The sequence below is a fragment of the Vagococcus fluvialis genome, from assembly GCF_048815235.1.
Taxonomy (GTDB): domain Bacteria; phylum Bacillota; class Bacilli; order Lactobacillales; family Vagococcaceae; genus Vagococcus.
The window spans coordinates 45,725-65,440 of record NZ_JBMEAO010000009.1 but is presented as its reverse complement, the minus strand read 5'-3'; the positions used below and the strand labels follow the sequence as shown (position 1 = coordinate 65,440).

Genomic DNA, 19,716 nt, shown 5'->3' with positions numbered 1-19,716 from the left:
ATTGGAAATGGATTATAAACAAGCAGATGCTGTCCTTTGGGATGCAATAGAGAATGAAAAAACACGACAAGAAAATAATATTGAGTTAATTGCTTCTGAAAACTTTGTTTCTGAAGCTGTTATGGCAGCTCAAGGAAGTGTTTTAACAAATAAATACGCAGAAGGATACCCAGGTAAACGTTACTATGGTGGTTGTGAATTTGTAGATGTTGTTGAAAATTTAGCAATCGAACGCGCTTGTGATTTATTCGATGCTAATTTTGCTAATGTACAACCTCATTCAGGATCTCAAGCTAATACTGCAGCTTATTTAGCTTTAGTTGAGCCAGGAGATACGATTATGGGAATGGACTTAACTGCTGGCGGTCATTTAACTCATGGCTCTCCTGTTAATTTTAGTGGTAAAACATACAATTTTGTTTCTTATGGAGTAGATCCAGTAACAGAAGTAATAGATTATGAAGTAGTAAAAATTTTAGCGCGTAAACATGAGCCAAAATTAATTGTAGCAGGGGCAAGTGCTTATTCAAGAGAAATTGATTTCAAAAAATTTAGAGATATCGCAGATAGTGTTGGCGCAAAACTAATGGTTGATATGGCACATATTGCTGGTTTAGTGGCTACTGGTTTACATCAAAACCCAATGATGTACGCTGATGTTGTGACATCAACAACTCATAAAACATTAAGAGGCCCTCGTGGTGGACTTATTTTAACGAATGATGCTGCATTGGCTAAAAAAATTAATAGTAATATTTTCCCAGGTATCCAAGGTGGACCTTTAGAACATGTGATTGCTGCTAAAGCAGTAGCATTTAGAGAAGCATTATTACCTGATTTTAAAGATTATAGTGAGCAAGTGATTGCTAACGCAAAAGCTATGGCTCGTGTGATTAATCAAACACCTGGCCCAAGATTAATTAGTGGTGATACGGATAATCATTTATTATTAATCGATGTAACGGACTTAGGTTTAACTGGAAAACAAGCAGAAGCTATTTTAGACAGTGTTCATATCACTGTTAACAAAAATACGATTCCATTTGAAAGTCGTAGTCCTTTTGAAACAAGTGGTATTCGTATTGGGACACCGGCTATCACGTCTCGTGGTTTTAAAGAAGACGGCGCTACTAAAATTGCAGAGTTAATTATTGAAGCTCTTGTTAATTATGGAAGTGAAGATTCATTAGAAGCTATTAGAAAAGAAGTGGCTACTCTAATTGAAGCACATCCATTATATAAATAAAAAAATTAAGGTAATTGGCTAGTCAATTACCTTTTTTTCCGTTACAATAGATTGGAACAAAATTTAAAGGAGAATCATGATATGGGAAAATTTCAAGTTATTGATCATCCACTTATTCAACACAAATTGACGATCATCAGAGAAAAAAATTGTGGGACGAAAGTATTTCGTGAAGTAGTAGATGAAATCGCTATGTTAATGGCTTACGAGGTTTCAAGAGATATGCCTCTTGAAGATATCGAAATTGAAACGCCCGTAGCAAAAACAACTCAAAAAACTTTAACAGGGAAAAAAGTAGCAATCGTTCCTATTTTACGTGCCGGTATTGGTATGGTAGACGGTATGTTACAGTTAATTCCAGCAGCTAAAGTTGGACATGTTGGTTTATATCGTGATGAAGAAACGTTTGAACCGGTTGAGTATTTTGTCAAATTACCAGCGGATATCGCTGAAAGACAATTATTTGTTGTTGACCCAATGTTAGCAACAGGTGGATCTGCTATTATGGCAATTGACTTATTAAAAAAACGTGGCGCTACAAATATTAAATTTGTTTGTTTAGTAGCTGCTCCTGAAGGAATTAAAGCACTTCAAGATGCTCATCCAGATGTTGATATTTATACAGCTGGCTTAGATGAGAAATTAAATGAAAAAGGTTATATTGTTCCTGGTTTAGGGGACGCAGGTGACCGTTTATTTGGTACTAAATAAAAAAGCTTATTTTTAACTAAAACTCCCATTTTATAGTAGCTAGTAGTTTTTCTGGTTATGTATAGAGGGAGTTTTTTATTGTGAAAAGGGTGGAATTAAAATGGCAGAAAATTGGGAAGTACCACAAGAAGACGTGATTTATGAATTAGATGATTTTAGGGCTTTAACCATCAAAGAACGATTGGAAATTTATAAACGATTAACGAAGCCACAAAGAAACCTACTTGACGCCCATAGAAAATATCTCGTTCGTTCTGAATTTATTAAGGACAGCTATCTAAGTGCTTCTGATTGGGAATTTATGGATTTAAAGATTGACGAAAAATATCCGGAAAGTCATAAAAAAGAATTGATGTTATATTGTGAATGTGGCAGAAGATTAAAATATCAATATCTCGTTAAATCAAAAGCGACAGGGAAAATAATGGGGCTAGGAATTCAACATTTTAAAGATCATTTAAACATTCCTCATCAGGTAGCCTCTGAAATAGTCCAAAGGTTAAACAATGTCGATTTTGCTTTAGATGAGTTGTTGTGGTTAAAAAGAAGAGGTGTTGAGTTCCCAACTAATCTTTGGAATAATTATTCATTGACTCTGTATCAAAATCAATACAGTAAAGAAAATAAAAAAATCAACTATGAATTAGGTCAAAGATTTACTGATTTTAAAGAGGCTGATATGCCAGTTTATGTATCAGATTACCAAGCTGTTTTATTTGAAATAAAAAAATTAACAACGACGGAAGTCATCCAACATGATTTTTATACTGAGGAGAATTTTGTTCAATTTAAACAGAGTTTGCCAGAAAATATCCGTAAACAATCACTTTTTGATAATATCAGTATTTGGTCAAGTCAAATTCAAAAACGACTCAAAACTCATCCAGAAAAACCTGTATTACCACACTCTTTTTTTGAAGAACTCTATAAGATGTTACTCATTGAAGATATTACAGATAGAGAAAAAGAGTTACTTGCTTTTAGTAATAAAGGAATGGCTAAATGGATCCAAAAAGAAGTGTATCTTCATTTATTGGAGACACGTATGACTTATGAGTTGAATAGCTTATTTTTAAATGAAATTCATCCCTTTATGCGAGAAGGATTAACAGAATTTGTTATTAATTCAGAAGATAAAGAGGAAAAAATTGAAATTGAAAAAGAAGTTAACAGTATAAAAGAAGTATTAGAAAAATTTGATGAAGCCACTAGAAAGCTTATTTTAAAAGAGTTAGAAGAGAGTTTATTATAAAAATAACCTCTCTTTTACTATATTATGAATTATTTGCTATACTAGATGTAAGAGAAAGTAGGGGAAAAAATGTTATCACTCATTGATTATTTGAAAGCAGATGTAACGAGCGTTTCGAATTTATTAATCAAACATTACAAAAAGATAGGTATGTCAGATAGAGAATTTTTATTCTATTTACAATTATTAAATTATAATCAGCAAGGAAATCCTTTTCCTGATTTAAGTGTGATATCTGAAACAATGGATGTTCCAGTTGATGATTTATTTCAAAGTTTACAACAGTTAATAGATAAAGGATTCATAAAAATTGAAACAAAAGTTAATAAACAAGGACAGCAAGAAGATAGATATGATTTATTTCTAATCTATGATAAGTTATCTTCTTATTTAGAACAGCAGGAAACCAAAAAAGAAGAAACACAAAAGGAAAACAAGGTAGTAGAACTTTACCGAAATTTTGAAACTGAATTTGGTCGTCCTTTATCTCCTATTGAATTTGAAACTATTCAAAATTGGTTAATGGTTGATTCCTATGATATTGAATTAATTCAGTTAGCTTTAAGAGAAGCTGTTTTAAATCAAGCATACAGTTTAAAATACATTGACCGTATTCTATTAGCTTGGGAACGTAAAAATTTAACGTCTAAGGACCAAATTCAAAAAGACCAAAAGAAAAGATTAGCTAAAATTGAAACGAGCCAACAAGAGGAATCAGAAGAAGAACTACCACATATTCCACTTTATAATTGGTTGAATCCAAATCAAAAATAAGTAGGTGAGATAATGTTATCAGGAAAAAAAACAGTTGAAGCTCTAAATCGAATGGAAGAGATGTACCCAGATGCTCAAGGTGAATTAGATCATGGAACACCATTTCAATACTTGATTGCAGTTATGTTGAGTGCCCAAGCAACAGATGTCTCAGTTAATAAAGCAACACCAAAATTATTTGAGAGTTATCCTACAGCTCAGGATTTAGCTACTGCGCCTTTAGAAAGTGTGATGGAAAAAATTAGGACAATTGGCCTATATAAAACAAAAGCTAAAAATGTGATTAAGACATCTCAGATATTAGTTGATCAGTATGATGGTGAAATTCCGAAAACAATAAAAGAATTAGTGAAGCTTCCGGGAGTTGGTATAAAAACTGCTAATGTTGTTGCTGGTGATATGTTTGGTGTGCCTGCAATAGCAGTAGATACTCATGTTGAAAGGGTTGCTAAGCGATTGAGAATTTCAAAACAATCAGCTTCAGTTACAGAAGTAGAAGAAGTTCTCATGAAAAAAATACCTAAAGAAAGATGGGTTCAAGCCCACCACACGATTATATTATTTGGCCGTTACCACTGTACAGCAAGATCTCCTAAATGTGAAGGATGTCCTTTACTTGATATGTGTATAGAAGGACAGAGAATCTTACAAAAAAAAGAGAAATGAGTTTTTATACTCATTTCTCTTTTTTATTAGTCATTTCCACCTTCTTCAGAACTTGGATCAGGTGGAACTACCTCAGACGTCGGAGGAGTTACTTCCGAAGTTGGAGGAGTTATTTCCGAAGTTGGAGGAGTTACTTCCGAAGTTGGAGGAGTTACTTCCGAAGTTGGAGGTGTTACCTCAGATGTCGGAGGCGTTACTTTTTCAGATGATTTTGTTGCACTACTACTAGAAGTTGGAACTTCTGAATAATAAGAGCTTTGAGTACTATATGACTTATAAGTATTTTTACTTTGGCTACCAATAAAATCTTTTAAGTAAACTTCTCTACCAGAACGAACTACATCATCTGGTTGTTTCCAATCAGTTGCTTCGATATTTTGGTATAAGAAAGTCATAAAGTTTCGATAAATATCCATTGCTAATTGTTGTGAATAAGAAGAGATTGGCGTGAAATAATCATCATAACCAGTCCAAACAGCAAAAGAATATTTTGGTGTGTATCCAGCAAATGTAATATCAGGGACACCTTCACCTTTTACTTTATCTAGAGCATCATCTGCGTAATTCGATGTCCCAGTTTTCCCAGCTTGAATGACATTAGGAATTTGGACAGGAGCAGCGGTACCTTCATTGATAACATCTTTTAACATATCAGTAATAATATATGCTGTAGACTCTTTCATCGCTCTAGTTCCTTGAGGCTCAAAAGCTTCTTCGGTTCCATCAGAATAAACAATTTTATTTACATACGAAGGTTCGTAATAAACACCACCATTTGCAAAAGCCGCGTAGGAAGCAGCTAATTGATTTGGTGAGCCTTGCATCGTAATAGCGGTTGACTCATAAACGTCATTGTCAAAACCTAATTTTTTGATAAATTCTTGAGCTTTATCAGTTCCTACTTCATCTAATGCTTTTAAGGCAGGTATATTTCTTGAATCAATTAATGATTCTCTCATAGTTAAGCTACCTTTATAAGCATGGTCATAGTTATAAACTGGCTTACCACTTGACTTATATGAATAAGGTTCATCTACATAAATTTCCCCAGAGCCATAATTTAAGTTTTCTATAACTGGTGCATAAGCAACGAGTGGTTTAGAAGTAGACCCAAAGTCACGTTCGTTTTGTACTGCTTTATTTCCTGAACGTTGTGTATCTGCAGGTATATTTCGACCACCAATTTGAGCGACAACTTTTCCAGTTTTTACATCAATTAAAGTACCAGCGACTTGCATTTGTTCATCAGGATAATCAATAGATGAATTTTCATTATTAACTAAGTTGTAAAGATAAGTTTGGGCTTCTAAATCAATGTTAGTATAAACATCTAATCCGTCTGTATAAACATTTTTACCTGTTTTCTTTTGGACCTCTGTAATAACTTCATTGTAGTAGTTATCTGTCACACGTTGAATCGTTGAATCTTCTTTTAGTTCAACTAAACCTGCATCAATCGGTTCAGCAACAGCTTCGTTGTATTCTTTTTCAGATATTTTTTTATCTTTTAACATTTCATTTAAAACAGTATCACGTCTTGTTTTGGCATAATCCGGATGAACATAAGGATCGTAATCCATTGGCGATTGAGGCATTCCAGCTAATAAAGCATACTGAGCTAAGGATAAATCATTTAAATCTTTACCATAAAAAGTTTCTGCAGCCGTCTTCATACCGTAGACGCCATTAGACATGAACACACGATTAATATAGTATGTTAAGATTTCATCTTTAGATTTTTTCTTTTCTAACTCTACAGACAACCAAGCTTCTTGGGCTTTTCTTTTTAGGGTTTGGTCTTCTTGTTTGTGAGAGAAGTATGATAACTTGATTAACTGCTGAGTTAACGTACTTCCTCCTTGACGACTATTCCCTTTTAAATTGGAAACAGCAGCACCAGCGATTCGAATAGGGTCAATACCGATATGTTTTTCAAATCGTTTGTCCTCTATTGAAATAACAGCATCTTTAAGCATAGGTGGAATTTCATTTGGTTCAATCGTTTCTCGTTTTTTTTCACCAAGGGTTAAAAACGGATTTCCTTTCACGTCATATAGAGTAGAAGAACGTGTGTCTTCTAATTTAGCATAATCTAACTCAGGTGTATCTTTGACGTAGTATAAAAACGTAGCCCCACCAATTACTAATGGAATACAAATTAAGGAAAGTAATACAATAATAGCAATTAAGATTGCTTTACCTTTACTTTTCTTTCTTCTAGGCTTTCGCCCAGTAGGTTCATTTATCATTTGAGTAGTCTCCTTTTAAAAAATGTTGATCTAAAATACTTAGGTAGGGAATCCTAGGAGCATAACCAGGATTAATCTCATAACCATGCTCTTTAATAGCGGCTAAAGGAATAGATTTTCGTCCACCAGTTTCTTGATTTTTCCAGTAGTCAATAATCAAACTAGCAGAAACTAGATAGTAGGTTTTATTACTAGAAAAACAGATGAGGACAAAAACAATGCCTTTTTGATTTAAACAATGACTCATATGTTTGATTTGATGCTCATGAAAGTTACTTAGAGGAAAAGAAGTTTTGTTCTTTGTTTCCTTTGCTTCAAAATCAATATAGCGCCCTTGATAAATACCATTATAATCTGTTGTCGAAGCCTCTTTAAAATAAGCTTCCTTTATTACTGCAGCACTTCTTTTAGGATAATCTACTTTAACAATTTGAACAGGGGTGGGTTTCTTATGAATGACAGCAATCCCCCGATCAAGATAGTATTGATTCGTTTGATTAATTTCTGCTTCAAAGGTCATCCCACGATTGGCAAAATTAATAGCCCTTTTTGGTTGAGAGGACTTCTCTTTTTTTTCAGTTGAAAAAGATTGTCCATTTGGATAGTTTATCTTCAGAAATATCACACTCCTAGTCCGTATTATAGCAAATGTTTAATTACAATGAAAAGAAAATAAGCGAAAAGTTAGCTGATAAATGAAATATTCAAATAAATTTTTAAAAAAATTAATAAAATAGTTGTTTTCTATTCAAAAAGTCATTATAGTATATGAGGATAGGATGAGTTTGAATTTGATTTATCAAATGTAATTAGATACAATAAAAGCATTACAAGTAGATAGGATTTACCCTAGACAGTAATATAAAAATGAGGTGTATGAATTGGCTAAATTAACATATTCAGCAAGAGATATTTTACAAAAAGAATTTAAAACAAAAGTTAGAGGTTATGACTCTATTGAAGTTGACGAGTTTTTAGACAATGTGATTAAAGACTACGAAGCTTACAACCAAGAAATTTTAGCATTAAAAGAGGAAAATCATCGCTTAGTTAATAAAGTAGATCAGTTGTCACAAAATCAAGCTACTTTATCAAGAATGAAACAAGAAGCTCCTAAAACAACAGCAGTAACTAATTTTGATATTTTAAAACGTTTATCAAATTTAGAAAAACATGTTTTTGGCAGTAAATTAGAGGATGAAGTTCAAGATAATAAAATTTCTGAGCACGCAAAAGCAACTTTAAATAATGCCGCTCAAAAAGTATTTGAAGAGAACGAAGATTTAGATGCAACAAGAAGATTTTAATTAAAGAAATGATTTGTAGTTTTCGGATAATCGCAGCTAGTTTTTAACTAGTTGAGGAAAGTCCATGCTCGCACAGACTGAGATGTTTGTAGTGTTCGTGCTTAATGAAAAAATAAGTTAAGGTACTCTTGTAAAAGAGTAACGGCAGAAAAAACAGCTAAGGCATTCGCTATGCTGGAGTATTCTTGAAAGTGCCACAGTGACGAAGTAATTTTAGAAATAAAATTAGTGGAACGGGTAAACCCCTCGAGCGAGCAACCCAAACTTATGGTAGGGGCACCTTTTTCAGGGAATTGAACTTAGAAAAGGGACAGAGTATTCTGTAGACAGATGATTATCGTTAGTAACTGTCCTGACAGTTACTAATACAGAACATGGCTTATAGAAAACTACAGTTATCAGGGTGCCTTCCTTTATTTGGAAGGCTTTTTTTTATAAATAACAGAATAAATACATCATAAAAGGATGAAAAAATATGAAAGAATTTAAGTTAGTTGCAACTGCAGCTAGTGGTATCGAAGCACTAGTTGGAAAAGAATTACGTGACTTAGGAATTGAATGTCAAGTTGAAAACGGTAAAGCTATTTTTAATGGTGACATTGAAACAATTGCCAAAACGAATCTGTGGTTACGTACGGCAGACCGCGTCAAAATCATTGTTGCTGAATTTGAGGCAACAACATTTGAAGATTTATTTGAACAAACAAAAGCTATTCCTTGGGAAGAATTCTTACCGATGGATGCAGAGTTTCCAGTAGCAGGGAAATCAATTAAATCAACTTTATTTAGTGTTTCAGATTGTCAGGCTATTACTAAAAAAGCAATTGTTAATCGACTTAGTGAGTACTATTCACGTTACGGTCGATTACCAGAAACTGGAGCTAAATTCCCTATTGAAGTTGCTTTATTAAAAGACAAAGTAACGATTACTATGGATACAACAGGTCCAAGTTTATTCAAACGTGGTTACCGATTAGAAAAAGGTGGAGCACCATTAAAAGAAAATATGGCTGCAGCCATTATTACCTTAACCAATTGGAGAAAAGATAAGCCGTTTTACGACCCAACATGTGGTTCAGGGACATTTTGTATTGAAGCAGCATTAATCGGTCGAAACATGGCGCCAGGATTTAACCGTGAATTTATGTTTGAAGCTTGGCCTTGGGTAGATAAGTCAGTTCTTGAAAAAGTTCGTGCTGAAGCTGAAAGCTTAGTTGATTATGAAACAGAATTAGATATTTTAGGAACAGATATTGATCCTCGAATGATCGAAATTGCTAAAAGAAATGCTGAAGAAATCGGTTTAGGTGAGGATATCACTTTTAAACAAATGAACTTAAGCGACTTTACTACTCAAAAAGAGTATGGTGTTATTGTGTCAAATCCACCTTATGGAGACCGTTTAGGAGATGAGGCTCAAGTTCAAGCCCTTTATAAAGTGATGGGTAAAGTGTATAAACCAATGGATACATGGAGTAAATATATTTTAACAAGTGATTTAACATTTGAATCTCACTTTGGTAGCAAAGCTACTAAAAAAAGAAAATTATACAATGGAGCAATTAGGACAGATTTATTCCAATTTTGGGGTAAACGTCCACCTAGAAAACCAAGAGTGGAGGAATAATGATGACAAAGGAACAAGAATTTTTAGCATATTTAAAAGAAATTTCAATGTTACAAGAAGCTGTAGGTTTAGCTGAGTGGGATTCTCAAACAGGGATGCCTGATGAAGGGGCAAGCTACCGAGCGGAAATGTCGAGCTATTTATCTGGTATGGCTTTTGATAAATCAACTAATGAAACAATGGCTGATTTTATGACTTATTTTGAAGCAAACCCAAATGAGTTATCTGAATTTGGACAAGCTGTTTATGCGAAAACAAAAGAAAACTACGACTTGAATAACAACATTCCAGTAGATAGATTCCAAGCATTTATGAAATTAACTTCAAATGCGCATAGTATTTGGGTGAAATCTCGTGAAGCTAAAGACTATGCTATCTTTAAAGAGACTTTAGAAGAAATTATTTCAATGACAAAAGAATTTATTCCTCTTTGGAAAAAACAAGAAGTCACACCATATGATGTTTTATTAAATCAATATGAACCGGGTATGACAACTGAAATTTTAGATAATGTATTTGATCAAGTTAAAGCAGGCATCATGGAAATCAGAAAAGAGATTGAAGAACATGGAACTGCTCCAAGAACTGATTTTATTAATTATCCTGTTTCAAAAGAAATCCAAAAAGAGTTTGTAACAAAAGTTATCGAACAATTAGGCTATGACTTTAATAAAGGACGTTTAGATGATACAGTCCATCCATTTATGCTTAACTTGAACAGAAACGATGCTCGTATTACGACTCGTTGGGATGAAACAGATTTTGCTATGGCAACTTTTGGTGTTATTCATGAAGCAGGTCACGGAATGTATGAACAAAATGTGGATGCTAAATTTGACTACACACCTTTAGCTGGTGGGACATCAATGGGGATTCACGAATCTCAATCATTGTTTAATGAAATTATTGTGGGCGGAAGTAAAGCGTTCTGGAGTAAACAATACCCATTACTGCAATCATTGACAGGCGATACATTTAAAGACATTGATTCTGAAACATTTTATAATGGCTTAAAAGAAACAAAACCAAGCTTGGTTAGAATTGAATCTGATTCATTAACTTACCCATTACACATAATTATTCGCTATGAAATTGAAAAAATGATTTTCAATGAAGGCATCAACTTAGAAGATTTACCAAAAATCTGGAATGATAAGTATGAAGAATATTTAGGTGTTAGACCTAAAAATGATTTAGAAGGTATTTTACAAGATGTTCATTGGTCAGGTGGAAGTTTTGGTTATTTCCCATCTTACGCGCTAGGATATATGTATGCAGCTCAGTTGTATCATGCGATGAATAAAGAAATGGATGTTGAGGAAATTTTAGCGTCAGATGATTACTCACCTATTTTAGAATGGTCAACAAAACATATTCATCAATATGGAAGTTCAAGAAAACCAAATCAATTAATTATGGATGCAACAGGAGAAGGTTTAAATCCACAATATTTAATTGATTACATGAAAGAGTTATATTTAAGTGTCTATAAAGTAAAATAACTGATAATGGAGCTAACGATAAAAAGTTAGCTTCTTTATTTGTTTGTAAAGATAGTTGAACAAATAATGAATCAAAGGTAAAATAAATCAGATACATATAAAAAACAAGAGGAATTAAGAATGAAAAAAATTACCAGTAAAAATTTTAGAATTAGTAACGTTCAATTAATAGTGATTGTATTTCTAGGCATTATCTTTTTAGGGTCAATCTTATTATGGTTACCATTTAGTCATCAAGAAGGACAAACACTACCTTATATTGATGCCTTATTTGTAGCAACATCAGCAGTCTGTGTGACAGGATTAACACCTATTAATATTTCAGAGGTATTAAATCCCATTGGACATACCATTATGATGTTGTTGATAGAAGTTGGTGGATTAGGGTTTATGTCAGTTTTACTGATTTTAGCTTTAATGTTTAAGAAAAGAGTTTCTATCCAATCTAGACTTTTAATCAAAGATACGTTGAATTTAGATAATTTGGGAGGTTCCGTTAAACTTCTTAAATTTGTCGTCAAATTTTCTCTTACCATTCAATTGATTGGTGCCTTATTGCTATCAACAGAGTTTATCCCTGAGTATGGGGTGAAAAAAGGAATCTTTTTCAGTGTCTTCCATTCTATTTCAGCTTTTTGTAATGCAGGGTTTGATTTATTTGGTGATAGTTTAATGAGTTTTACTAATAATGGCTTTATTTTGGTTGTTATCTCCCTGTTAATATTATCAGGTGGTTTTGGTTTTATTGTTTGGTATGATTTAATTCACTATAAAAAAGATAGAAAGCTGTCATTACATACTAAAATCGCTTTAGTTGTCTCACTTTCATTAGTAGTACTTGGAACAGTAGTGTTCTTTTTTACAGATACAACTAATTCAAATGGTTTGAGCAACCAATTAGCGAACAGTTTTTTCTTAAGTGTGACACCTAGAACAGCTGGATTTGCGTCATTAGATTATGGAACGATGAGCTATGCAGGGATTATATTAACGATTGTCTTAATGTTTATTGGTGGGACATCTGGCTCAACAGCAGGAGGAATCAAAACTACTACTTTAGGTGTGTTGATGATTCAATTATTTAGTCTATTGAAAGGGCGCGATAATGCAGAAGGTTTCGGTCGTCAAATTCCGCTAAAAACGGTTATGAAAGCTTTTATGTTTGCTTTCTTTGCGATGTTAATTTGTTTTGTCAGTTCTTTAGTACTTGCAATGACAGAAACGATTCCATTACAATCTGGAATAGAGTATGTCTTATTTGAAGTAGTATCAGCCTTTGCCACAGTAGGTTTAACTATGGGGTTAACACCTGATCTAACAGTATTTGGTAAAATGTTGATTATGTGTTTAATGTTTATAGGTAGAGTAGGTTTATACACCGTTATCTTTGCTTTACTTAGAAAAAATCACGCGAAACAACATAAGTTTAATTATGCCAGTGAAAATGTCTATGTAGGTTAAACAAATACTTAAAAAATTCATTTATTTGTATTATAATGACCCTAGATGGAATAAAGGAGAGATTTGTATGATTGATGAGAAAAAATTAGAAATAATGTCAGAAAAACCTGGATTTGTAGCAGCCTTAGATGAAAGCATTAAAAGTACCCCCGCTGCCTTAAGAGCGTATGGCATACCTGATGAAACGTATCATACAAAAGAAGAAATGCTTAATTTAATTCACGACATGCGTAGTAGAATTATGATAAGTGAAGATTTTTCTTCAACTCATATTTTAGGAACAATATTATACATTGATACGATCAAACGAAAAATTCAAGGACAGTATGTCAGTGAATACTTATGGGAGCAAAAAGGTATATTAGCTTTTTTAAAAATTGATGATGGATTAGATGTACCAGGTAGTGGTGTTCAACTATTAAAACCAATAGCTGATTTTGAAGAAAAATTACAAGAAGCAAAAAATCATCATGTATTTGGAACAAAAATGCGATCATTAATATTGAGTGCTAATCAAGAAGGAATTAAAGATGTTGTTAAACAACAATTTGAAATTGCTAAAGTTATTTTACAACATGATTTAGTGCCGATTATTGAAACAGAAGTTGAAATTCACAGTACAGAAAAAAAAGAAGCAGAAAAATTATTAAAAGAAGAACTATTGGTTGAATTAGATAAATTAGATGCTCAATCTAAAGTTATTATTGAGTTATCTTTACCAACAATTCCTGATTTTTATCAAGAAATTGTTTCACATCCTAATGTTATTCGAGTTTTGGCTGCATCAAGTGGTTATAAAAAAACAGAAGCCGATAAAAAATTAAGTCAAAATCATGGTGTTGTAGCAAGTTTTTCTAGAGCTTTAGAAGAAGGATTAATGTACCAAGAAACAGATTTTGAGTTTGATATGATTCTAAAGGAAAGTATCCAAGCAATATTTGAAGCTTCAATTCAATAAAAGTAAATCTAAAACATTGATTAGTTAGGTTTACAAAAAGTATAAGAGAAGGTGAGCCTATCTATGAAAAATAAAAAAATTCTTTATCAAGAAGTATCTGATTCAATAAAAAAAGATATTATTGAAGGGAAGTATGAAGTGAATTCATATGTACCAACAGAAATTGAATTAGAAAAGATGTATGATGTTAGTAAAATAACAGTTCGAAAGGCAATTCAGATACTGTGTAATGAAGGTTATCTTATCAAACAAAGCGGGAAAGGAACCCGTGTTATTAGTAATCGACCTTTTAATATTTTATCTAAAGCTAGCTCATTTACAACGATTCTTGAGAAAAAAGGAAAAGCAGTCACCAAAAAAGTGATGTCTGTTAAAGAGGTTTCTGAGGGAATTGATATGCTTTTCAAACACGAGAGAGTTATTGAAATTATCCGTTTATTTGAGATAAATAATGAAGCAGCAATTTACTTTAAACATTATATTTCAGTCCCACGACAGACAGATTTATCGATTATAAAAGGAGAAAATTTTTCGTTATACTCCTTTATGGCATCTATTGGGACACAAATATCCTACATTGATGATCAGTTTATTGCCATTGAAGCTGAAAATGACATTAAAAATATTTTACAATTAAATAAAAACTTTTTATTGCAAAGAAGTAGAAAATCTCATGACAATAACAATGAATTAGTAGAATATACGATTGGCTTTTACGATTCGGAGAAACAAGCCTATGTCATAGATTATGAAGTGTAAAGAAGAATTTTTATTCTTCTTTACAACTAAAGGTTATAACGTTATAATCTAATTGATATTAACAGAAAAATTAGGAAGTGAATTAGCCGATGTATAGAAGATTAGGTATTTCTATTTACCCCGATCATAGTGATTTTAATGAAGATGTTTTATATCTTGAAAAGGCAAATCATTATGGTTTTAAACGTGTTTTTATGTCAATGCTAGAAGTTTCAGAAGGCAAAGAAGTTGTTTTTAATAAATTTTATCGTATTATTGCTAAAGCTAAAAAGAATGATTTTGAAGTGATTTTAGATATTGCACCAGCTATATTTAATCAATTAGAAATATCTTATGATGACTTGAGCTTTTTTAATGATTTAGGAGCAGACGGTTTACGTTTGGATTTAGGGTTTGATGGCAATAAAGAGGCTTTTCTTTCATATAATCCTTTTGGGTTGATCATTGAGCTGAATATGAGTAATGACGTTGCTTATTTAAACAATATATTAACCTACGAAGCCAATAAGCCGTTTATCTACGGGTGTCATAATTTTTATCCTCAAGATGGAAGTGCTCTTCCTTTAGATTTTTTCAATAAATGTTCTGAAAGATTTAAAAAAGAAGGCATTCGAACGGCAGCCTTTGTTAGTTCACAATCTGCTGAATATGGACCGTGGGATGTAAATGATGGTCTTCCAACTTTAGAAATGCATCGCTATTTACCAATTGATGTACAAGCCAAACATTTATTTGCAACGGAGTTAATTGATGATGTGATTATTGGAAATGCGTATGCAACAGATGAGGAGCTTAAGAAGCTAAGTTTATTAAATCCATATTTAACATCACTTACTGTGGAACTTGTAGAAGGCATTAATGAAGTAGAACGTAGAAATGTGTTAGATAATTTACATGTTCGACGAGGAGATATTACCTCACGAATGATTCGTTCTACAGAAGTCAGAAAAAAATATCTTACAACAAATCAAACTCATGATAATGAGCAAGTGTTTGTTCCAGGTGATGTAGTCATTGGAAATGAGGATTTTGGTAAATATCAAAATGAATTACAAATTGTTTTAGAAGAACATTCTGATAACCGGAAAAACTTAGTCGGGAAAATTGTACCTGAGGAATTGATGTTATTAGAATATATCAAACCTTGGAGTAAATTCACTTTTCAAGAAAAATAAGGAGAACAGTATTATGTATGATTTAAAAATAATTAATGCTTTTACTGTCTTAGAAGAGCCTATTGAGATTGCTATTCATAATCAAAAAATAGTTAAAGTTGAACCTATTATTAGTGAATCAGCAGTTGAAGTGATAGATGCTAAAGGTCATTATGTATCAGCAGGTTGGATTGATGCTCATGTTCATTGTTATGAAAAAATGAATTTGTATTATGATTACCCAGATGAAATTGGAGTAAAGACAGGTGTGACAACAATTGTTGATGCTGGTTCATCAGGTGAGAGTAATATAAAAGATTTTTATGAATTAGCAAAATACGCTAAGACGAATGTTTATGCCTTGATGAATATTTCAAAATACGGAATTGTCGAGCAAGATGAATTAGCTGATTTAAGTAAGATTAATGAAGATAAAAATATCAGTCGAATTAGCGAATTGTCTGATTTTATTATTGGCATTAAAGCAAGAATGAGCAAAACAGTTGTAGGTGAAAATAATATTGTTCCTTTAAAAATGGCCAAAAAATTGCAAAGTCATTTTGATAATTTACCCTTAATGGTTCATATCGGCTCAGCGCCACCAAAACTGGAAAATGTATTAGATAGACTTGAATCTGGTGATATTGTAACGCATTGCTATAATGGCAAGCCAAATGGTATTTTAGACGAAGACGGAGAAATCAAAAATTTTGTCACTAAAGCCTACGAGCGAGGCGTCATTTTTGATATCGGTCATGGAACGGACAGTTTTAATTTTGAAGTGGCTAAAAAAGCGATAACCAAAGAATTTTATTGTGAAACAATTAGTACTGATATTTATCATCGTAATCGTAAAAATGGTCCTGTTTATGACTTAGCGACGACCTTGGATAAAATGTTAGCTATTGGTTTTGATATGGAAACAATTATCAAAATGGTGACTGAAAATCCAGCAAAAATGTATCATCTAGAAAATAAGGGACAGTTGGCAGTAGGGTTTGATGCCGATTTAACGATATTTTCAGTAGAAGATATTGATAAAGAGTTAATGGATTCAAATGGAAATAAATTGACAGGTAATCAAGTGATTCTACCCTGGGGATGTTTAGTGGCTGGGAATTTTTATTCTGTTGGAGGTGACAATGGTAATGACAATTTATGAGAAATTTAACTTAAAAAAAGTAATTAATGCAAGTGGGAAGATGACTATACTAGGTGTCTCAAAAGTTAGAGACTCTGTTTTTGAATCTCAGCAATTAGGTGGCAATTCTTTTTTTGAAATGTCTGATTTGTTAGAAAAAACAGGAGATTACTTAGGTGAAAAATTACAAGCTGAATCTGCTACGATAACTTCTTCAGCAAGTGCTGGAATAGCTTTATCTGTTGCGGCATTAATTGGTCAAGGTGACGAGTATCATGTCTATCATCCGTATACCAAGCGAATAGAAAAACGTGAGGTTATCCTTGCTAAGGGACATAATGTTAATTATGGAACTGGTGTAGATGTGATGATTGAGCAAGGCGGAGGTGTTGTTGTTGAGGCAGGATACGCAAACGAGTGCACATCAAAGCAAATTGAAATGGAAATTACACCACATACAGCTGCTTTATTGTATGTAAAAAGTCATCATGCGGTTCAAAAAAGCATGATTAGTATTGAGGAAATGGTACAAATTGCTAAAAACAACAATGTACCATTGATTATTGATGCTGCAGCAGAGGAAGATTTATTTAAATACATTAAAATGGGAGCAGACTTAGTTATCTATAGTGGTGGCAAAGCAATTGAAGGTCCTTCATCAGGATTGATTCTAGGTAAAAGAGAATATATTCGATGGATTCAGATGCAAAATAAAGGATTAGGTCGTTCTATGAAAATAGGGAAAGACAATATTCTAGGGCTGATTGCAGCTATTGAGACTTACTTAGAACATGGAAGTGAATCTGGAGAGTCAATGACTAATAGATTAAAGCCTTTCATTGCGAATTTAAACGAAGTAGCAGGTATTACAGCTTGTGTCGTTCAAGATCCTGCTGGACGAGATATTTATCGTGCTGAAATAAGTATCACTCATCCTACGAAAAATGCTCTTCAAGTAGCTGAAGAATTAAGAGCAGGCGAATTAGCCATCTATACACGAGACTATCAAGCTAATAACGGCAAAATTGAATTTGATATAAGGCAAGTGAATAGTGAAGAAATGACCGCAATAGTTACAAAATTAAATCATATTTTAGGAGAGTAAACCAATGAAAAAAACACCCAATTTTTATCAAGATAGAATTTGTTTAAACGTTTTAGCAAACTCAGTAGAGAACGCCAAAGCTTGTTACGAAGCGGCAGAAGGAAACGTTGTGTTAGGTGTCTTATCTAAAAACTACGCGACTGATGAAGAAGCAATCAGTGATATGAAAAAATATCAAGAAGCAACAGACAATGCTTTATCTGTTGGATTAGGAGCAGGCGATCCTAATCAAAGCCAGATGGTTATTCGTTTATCTGAAGTATTGCAACCACAACATGTTAACCAAGTGTTTACTGGAGTGGGCGGTACAAGGTCAACATTGAAACAAGATGAAACGTTTGTTAATGCATTAATATCACCTACCGGAAAAGTTGGACTGGTAAACATTGCAACTGGACCTTTAAGTTCACAACATCTTGCAGGAGAAGTTACTATTGAAACAGCCATCATGATGTTAAAAGATATGGGAGCTTCATCTGTTAAATTCTTTTCAATGGATGGATTAAAACACATTGAAGAATATCGTGAACTGGCTAAAAAATGTGCTGAGTATGATTTTTATTTAGAGCCAACAGGTGGAATTGATTTAGAAAATTTTGAAGAAATAGTTCAAATCGCAGTTGATGCAGGAGTAAAAAAAATCATTCCTCATATTTACAGTTCAATCATTGATTCAGAAACTGGAGACACTCGTCCAGAAGATGTTAAAGTGTTGTATAATATGGTTAAGAAAATACTAGATAAGTAGGGATAGCATGAAAATATTAGCTGTTGGGGAAGTCATGATGCGTTTAACTCCGCCTAACTATAAATTGATTGAACAAACTGATACTTTAGATTTATCTTTTTCTGGAACAGGACTTAACATACTAAGTGGACTAAGTCGAAACGGCATACAAACAAGTTTATTAACTAATTTACCTGATAATTCAGTTGGAAAAGCAGCAGGAGCTTTTATTAGAAAGTTAGGCGTTAAAGATGAATGGCTTAATTATTCAGGACAACATATAGGGACTTACTTTCTAGAATTAGGATTTGGAAATCGTCCTTCTAATGTGACTTATTTAAATCGTTCAACAAGTTCATTTTGTCAAAACGAGTTACCAAATAAATTAGTGGAAGAAGCTGTATTAGCTCATGATATGATTCATATTTGTGGAATCGCTCTAAGTACGTCGAAGGTTTCAAGAAAATTGATTCTAGAAGTTGTCGAGACAGCTCATTTAAGTCAGAAAAAAATAGTTTTTGATTTTAACTTTAGGCCTAGTTTAAATGAGAAAATTGACTATCAACAGTTATTAGAAGACTATCGTTTTATCTTGAGTCGAACTAATTTTGTTTTTGGAAGTAGTAGAGATTTAACAAATTTGTATTCACAAGTAGATGCAACAGAAGAGCAACTGATTCAATTGTTTTTTGATGAGTTTAAACAAATTGAATGGTTATCAGGTACAAGTAGAAAAGAAGATAATCTTTTAAGTGGCTTTGTTTATTTGCCAAATGAAAAAATAGAGAGTGACTTAAAAGAATTAGCGACATATGACCGAATTGGTACAGGAGATGCTTATGCAGCTGGTGTTTTATTAGGTTATATGAGGGAATGGCCCCTTCAAGAAACAGTGAACTTTGCCATTGCTGCAGCTGAATTAGCTCATACAACATTTGGAGATAGTCCATTACTAGATGAACACTTTATTCGTAAATATATGTCGCAGCCAAAAACCAGTGTATTTAGATAAAAAAGTTCTCAAACATAATTTTGTTTGAGAACTTTTTAGTGTTTCAAGCATGATTTTTGTCAGAG

At 32.9% G+C, this 19,716-nt stretch carries 18 protein-coding genes and 1 other RNA gene; 17 read left to right on the top strand and 2 right to left on the bottom strand.

What is annotated here, in order from left to right:
- Positions 1–7 precede the first annotated feature (7 nt).
- The 5 genes from glyA to nth all read left to right on the top strand — a co-directional run bounded on the left by glyA (position 8) and on the right by nth (position 4,649).
- Positions 8–1,246: a serine hydroxymethyltransferase gene (gene glyA, locus ACODH8_RS07435; RefSeq protein ID WP_332464744.1), complete on the top strand. Its 1,239-nt coding sequence runs from the start codon at positions 8–10 to the stop codon at positions 1,244–1,246.
- An 81-nt stretch (positions 1,247–1,327) separates the two neighbouring features.
- Positions 1,328–1,957 (top strand): uracil phosphoribosyltransferase, encoded by a 630-nt coding sequence (gene upp, locus ACODH8_RS07430; protein ID WP_332464745.1) that lies wholly within the window; start codon positions 1,328–1,330, stop codon positions 1,955–1,957.
- A gap of 100 nt (positions 1,958–2,057) precedes the next feature.
- A complete protein-coding gene (locus ACODH8_RS07425) occupies positions 2,058–3,209 on the top strand; it encodes a hypothetical protein (RefSeq protein WP_332464746.1) in 1,152 nt (383 codons plus the stop codon).
- A 69-nt stretch (positions 3,210–3,278) separates the two neighbouring features.
- A complete protein-coding gene (locus ACODH8_RS07420; RefSeq protein WP_332464747.1) occupies positions 3,279–3,983 on the top strand; it encodes a DnaD domain protein in 705 nt (234 codons plus the stop codon).
- 12 nt (positions 3,984–3,995) lie between these two features.
- Complete coding sequence (gene nth, locus ACODH8_RS07415) at positions 3,996–4,649, top strand: endonuclease III (protein WP_332464748.1); 654 nt, start codon at positions 3,996–3,998, stop codon at positions 4,647–4,649.
- Between the two features lie 26 nt (positions 4,650–4,675).
- On the opposite strand, the gene ACODH8_RS07410 is transcribed toward nth, so the two are convergent.
- Entirely contained in the window at positions 4,676–6,898 is a 2,223-nt protein-coding gene (locus ACODH8_RS07410; protein ID WP_332464749.1) for a PBP1A family penicillin-binding protein, read from the bottom strand.
- On the bottom strand, positions 6,888–7,514 hold the full coding sequence (gene recU, locus ACODH8_RS07405) for a Holliday junction resolvase RecU (protein WP_332464815.1): 627 nt from the start codon (positions 7,512–7,514) through the stop codon (positions 6,888–6,890). Before recU ends, ACODH8_RS07410 begins: the two co-directional genes overlap by 11 nt.
- 265 nt (positions 7,515–7,779) lie before the next feature.
- Here recU and gpsB point away from each other — a divergent pair, with 265 nt between their 5' ends.
- From gpsB to ACODH8_RS07345, 12 genes are all read left to right on the top strand, one after another.
- Complete coding sequence (gpsB, locus tag ACODH8_RS07400) at positions 7,780–8,205, top strand: cell division regulator GpsB (protein ID WP_332464750.1); 426 nt, start codon at positions 7,780–7,782, stop codon at positions 8,203–8,205.
- 18 nt (positions 8,206–8,223) lie between these two features.
- Positions 8,224–8,592: RNase P RNA component class B (gene rnpB, locus ACODH8_RS07395), an RNA gene on the top strand.
- A gap of 88 nt (positions 8,593–8,680) precedes the next feature.
- Positions 8,681–9,832: a class I SAM-dependent RNA methyltransferase gene (locus ACODH8_RS07390; protein ID WP_332464751.1), complete on the top strand. Its 1,152-nt coding sequence runs from the start codon at positions 8,681–8,683 to the stop codon at positions 9,830–9,832.
- A 2-nt stretch (positions 9,833–9,834) separates the two neighbouring features.
- A complete protein-coding gene (locus ACODH8_RS07385; protein WP_332464752.1) occupies positions 9,835–11,334 on the top strand; it encodes a carboxypeptidase M32 in 1,500 nt (499 codons plus the stop codon).
- 120 nt (positions 11,335–11,454) lie between these two features.
- Positions 11,455–12,795, top strand: coding sequence for a TrkH family potassium uptake protein (locus ACODH8_RS07380; RefSeq protein ID WP_332464753.1), 1,341 nt, complete (start codon positions 11,455–11,457; stop codon positions 12,793–12,795).
- A 67-nt stretch (positions 12,796–12,862) separates the two neighbouring features.
- Entirely contained in the window at positions 12,863–13,753 is an 891-nt protein-coding gene (locus ACODH8_RS07375) for a class I fructose-bisphosphate aldolase (RefSeq protein ID WP_332464754.1), read from the top strand.
- A gap of 63 nt (positions 13,754–13,816) precedes the next feature.
- Positions 13,817–14,512, top strand: coding sequence for a GntR family transcriptional regulator (locus tag ACODH8_RS07370; RefSeq protein WP_332464755.1), 696 nt, complete (start codon positions 13,817–13,819; stop codon positions 14,510–14,512).
- A gap of 89 nt (positions 14,513–14,601) precedes the next feature.
- Positions 14,602–15,687: a DUF871 domain-containing protein gene (locus ACODH8_RS07365; RefSeq protein WP_332464756.1), complete on the top strand. Its 1,086-nt coding sequence runs from the start codon at positions 14,602–14,604 to the stop codon at positions 15,685–15,687.
- A 13-nt stretch (positions 15,688–15,700) separates the two neighbouring features.
- Entirely contained in the window at positions 15,701–16,828 is a 1,128-nt protein-coding gene (locus tag ACODH8_RS07360; RefSeq protein WP_332464757.1) for an amidohydrolase/deacetylase family metallohydrolase, read from the top strand.
- Entirely contained in the window at positions 16,815–17,912 is a 1,098-nt protein-coding gene (locus tag ACODH8_RS07355; protein WP_332464816.1) for a DgaE family pyridoxal phosphate-dependent ammonia lyase, read from the top strand. The genes ACODH8_RS07360 and ACODH8_RS07355 overlap by 14 nt, the downstream gene beginning before the upstream one ends.
- A gap of 4 nt (positions 17,913–17,916) precedes the next feature.
- Entirely contained in the window at positions 17,917–18,660 is a 744-nt protein-coding gene (dagF, locus tag ACODH8_RS07350; protein ID WP_332464758.1) for a 2-dehydro-3-deoxy-phosphogluconate aldolase, read from the top strand.
- A 7-nt stretch (positions 18,661–18,667) separates the two neighbouring features.
- Positions 18,668–19,651, top strand: a complete 984-nt coding sequence (locus ACODH8_RS07345; RefSeq protein ID WP_332464759.1) for a sugar kinase — start codon at positions 18,668–18,670, stop codon at positions 19,649–19,651.
- The last annotated feature ends 65 nt before the right edge of the window (positions 19,652–19,716 follow it).

Bases quoted from the DNA above. Each gene is read 5' to 3' on its own strand.
- glyA (WP_332464744.1), top strand. From the start codon at position 8: ATGGATTATAAACAAGCAGATGCTGTCCTTTGGGATGCAATAGAGAAT.
- upp (WP_332464745.1), top strand. From the start codon at position 1,328: ATGGGAAAATTTCAAGTTATTGATCATCCACTTATTCAACACAAATTG.
- ACODH8_RS07425 (WP_332464746.1), top strand. From the start codon at position 2,058: ATGGCAGAAAATTGGGAAGTACCACAAGAAGACGTGATTTATGAATTA.
- ACODH8_RS07420 (WP_332464747.1), top strand. From the start codon at position 3,279: ATGTTATCACTCATTGATTATTTGAAAGCAGATGTAACGAGCGTTTCG.
- nth (WP_332464748.1), top strand. From the start codon at position 3,996: ATGTTATCAGGAAAAAAAACAGTTGAAGCTCTAAATCGAATGGAAGAG.
- ACODH8_RS07410 (WP_332464749.1), bottom strand. From the start codon at position 6,898: ATGATAAATGAACCTACTGGGCGAAAGCCTAGAAGAAAGAAAAGTAAA.
- ACODH8_RS07390 (WP_332464751.1), top strand. From the start codon at position 8,681: ATGAAAGAATTTAAGTTAGTTGCAACTGCAGCTAGTGGTATCGAAGCA.
- ACODH8_RS07385 (WP_332464752.1), top strand. From the start codon at position 9,835: ATGACAAAGGAACAAGAATTTTTAGCATATTTAAAAGAAATTTCAATG.
- ACODH8_RS07380 (WP_332464753.1), top strand. From the start codon at position 11,455: ATGAAAAAAATTACCAGTAAAAATTTTAGAATTAGTAACGTTCAATTA.
- ACODH8_RS07375 (WP_332464754.1), top strand. From the start codon at position 12,863: ATGATTGATGAGAAAAAATTAGAAATAATGTCAGAAAAACCTGGATTT.
- ACODH8_RS07370 (WP_332464755.1), top strand. From the start codon at position 13,817: ATGAAAAATAAAAAAATTCTTTATCAAGAAGTATCTGATTCAATAAAA.
- ACODH8_RS07365 (WP_332464756.1), top strand. From the start codon at position 14,602: ATGTATAGAAGATTAGGTATTTCTATTTACCCCGATCATAGTGATTTT.
- ACODH8_RS07360 (WP_332464757.1), top strand. From the start codon at position 15,701: ATGTATGATTTAAAAATAATTAATGCTTTTACTGTCTTAGAAGAGCCT.
- ACODH8_RS07355 (WP_332464816.1), top strand. From the start codon at position 16,815: ATGACAATTTATGAGAAATTTAACTTAAAAAAAGTAATTAATGCAAGT.
- dagF (WP_332464758.1), top strand. From the start codon at position 17,917: ATGAAAAAAACACCCAATTTTTATCAAGATAGAATTTGTTTAAACGTT.
- ACODH8_RS07345 (WP_332464759.1), top strand. From the start codon at position 18,668: ATGAAAATATTAGCTGTTGGGGAAGTCATGATGCGTTTAACTCCGCCT.